The organism is Trebonia sp., from assembly GCF_049794275.1.
Taxonomy (GTDB): domain Bacteria; phylum Actinomycetota; class Actinomycetes; order Streptosporangiales; family Streptosporangiaceae; genus Trebonia.
The window spans coordinates 1-2494 of sequence record NZ_JBARCR010000607.1 but is presented as its reverse complement, the minus strand read 5'-3'; the positions used below and the strand labels follow the sequence as shown (position 1 = coordinate 2494).

The 2494-nt window shown below is 71.2% G+C and carries 2 protein-coding genes; both read right to left on the bottom strand.

Annotated features, from left to right (window positions below; genetic code table 11):
- Positions 1–777: hypothetical protein (locus WA805_RS16400; protein WP_425242762.1), on the bottom strand; the 777-nt coding region annotated here is incomplete at its 3' end.
- A partial coding sequence (locus WA805_RS16395) for an alginate lyase family protein (protein WP_425242761.1) occupies positions 774–2494 on the bottom strand: 1721 nt, incomplete at its 5' end. The genes WA805_RS16400 and WA805_RS16395, both read right to left, overlap by 4 nt.

Below are 2494 nucleotides of genomic sequence, written 5' to 3'. Positions count from 1 at the left end.
GCCGTTCCCAGACCCGGCGTTCTGGCCAGGGCCGGCGCCGCCGCTGGCCGACCGCAGCCGCGTCAGCGTGGTGCGCAGCGTCCACGCCTGCACCGCGTCCGGCTGGTACTCCGCGAGCAGCCGGAGCCAGGCCTGGGCGTCGCCCGGCTGGTCCGCCTCCACCGCGGCCAGCACCGGGACCCCGATTGAGTTCGCGATCTCGTCACGGGTGCGCAGCCGCCGGTCGCCCCGGTCCTTCCTGAGCGCCACGATGAACCCGATGAGCAACCCCGCCACTAGGCCGATGGGGCCGTACAGGATGAACTGCTTGACCGCCCCGCCGCTGGTGGCCGTGCTGGCTGGCACGAAGACCCGTCCGGCTACCGCACCGACCGGGCTGTTGGGGGATCCGATGAAGGAAAGGAAGCTGGCCGCGACCGCGTTGGCGTCGTCCTCGGCCTCGGAGGCTGTCTTGTCCGTCGCATTGACCGAGATCACGTTGCCCGTCGCATCGGTGGCGGTGATCCCCTGGTGCAGGGCGGTCAGGGTCATCCCGTGGCCGATCTTGGGCAGGGCCGCGGTCAGCACGGGGGCGCTTTCCGCGATGAGCGTGTCGGTCTGGATGTTCGGCTTCGGCGTCGGCAGGATGACGAGCGCCGAGCTGGTCTGCTGCGGCGGATTCAGGTAGGCGTATCCGACGCCGGCCACGAGACCCAGGAACGCGAAGCCGCCGACGATGCCCTTGTACCGCCGCACTATCCGCATCGACCGGCGCAAGTTCGGTTGCTGCTGAGTCATGGAGCCTCCGATTCGGCAAACGTCAGACGTGTCACCAGGCTCTCGCCTGGCTGGGAGCGCCCCTGTCCGAGCAGCGTGACCGCGGGCACGCGGTGGCCAAGACCCGCCGAGTACCAGCCAAGGATCGGCTCGGTCTCGCCGCGGTGCAGGCTCCATTCGAGGCCGGCCGGGAGCATCAGCTCCGCGGCACCCGGGGTCACCGCGTCCGGCCACGCCAGCGAGGCCACCGAGCCGGCTAGCGACACCGCGACGTCGGGCCCGAGGTGGAAGGCGACCCGCACGTCGTGCGGCCCGCCGGAAATCTCGTCGGTGATCTCCACGACACGGGCGCCCCGGTCGAGCCGCGCCGAGCGCCGGTGCACCGCGGGCCGGTAGCCGTCATGCTCACCGGTCCACGAGGCCACGGCCCCGTCGGAAGCGAACGAAATCTCCCGGCCCGCCGCGTGCCGGAGCCACAGGAACGCGCCGCCGCGCACCGACTGCCACCGGCCGCCGACCTCGACGGTGTTGTGCCCGATCGTCGACTGGAAGTAGGACCGCCACGCGGGCTCACCGTGGTAGCAGTACGTCCCCGGGTCGGCGAGCACGTCGACGCCGCCGTACCTGACCTCCACAGACAAGGCGTCGGCGTGCGCGTGCGCGGCGATGCTCAGGAACCCATGCGGCCCGCCATCGCAGCGGCACCATAGCTCCGGTGAGTCAGCCGCGGCCGTTCTGAGGAAACTTATGCCAGCATCGGGGAACCGGTCAGGACGCGCAGCCGGGCGGCCACTGACTTCCTCAACATCACCTGCCAGCGACCTGAGCAGCACGCTGCCGGCATCCGGCGGCACAGCCGGCCACCACGCCAGCCGGCCGAACACCCCGTCGCCCAGCGCCAGCAGCGCCGGCCAGCGGCCCCGTGCGGGAGCGTCGAGCAGCACCACGCGGCCCTCGTCCGAGTCGCCCTGGCGGGGCGGCTGGCCCAGGCAATCAACCAGTGCGGCCATCGCGTCCGCCATCGAGCACAGCAGCCGCCACGTGCCATCAGGAACAGGGGTACCCGCGGCAGCAGCCTCGGCCGCGGCGAACACCCCGAGCTCGAAGACGAACCCGTGGTAGTCCGACGCCAGCTCACGGTTGATCCCGGAGGGGAACGTGTTGTCCGCGAGCGAGCGAGCCAGCAACGACGCGGCCTCGCGCCGCCACCGATCGCTCTCGGGGAACCACGGGAAGGCGCAGCTCGCCGCCAGCTGCCCGGCCGCCTCGGCGATCAGGTGGTTGTTCGCCGAGGATCCGCGGCTCTCGAACGCGGCGAGGTACTCCTGGTGCCAGCGGATCTGCCGCACCGTCGTTTCGGAACCCTCGAACAGGGCGGCGACCCCTGGCCAGCTGTCGAGCAGCCGCCGGATCCAGGCGAGGTTGATCAGCCGGACGCCGAGCTCGATGCCGCTCGTCCAGTTCACCCCGGACAGGAACGGGTTCTCCCGTAGCCACGAGCGAAGCTGGTCCGCGACGCGCTGCGCGTACGCCTCCTCGGCGGTGAGGAACCAGGCGGTCGCGAGCAGTGTCAGGTGCTGGAGCCTGTTGACCTCCCAGACCTGCTTTATGTTGCCGACCGCCGCCTCGTCGCGCTGGTTCACCGAGAACGCGTACGCGTCTGGTGACGACCGCCGGCCCGTGACCGGGTCCCAGAACCAGTCCGGCTGGACCATGTCGGTCCGCACCGCGCCGAGCA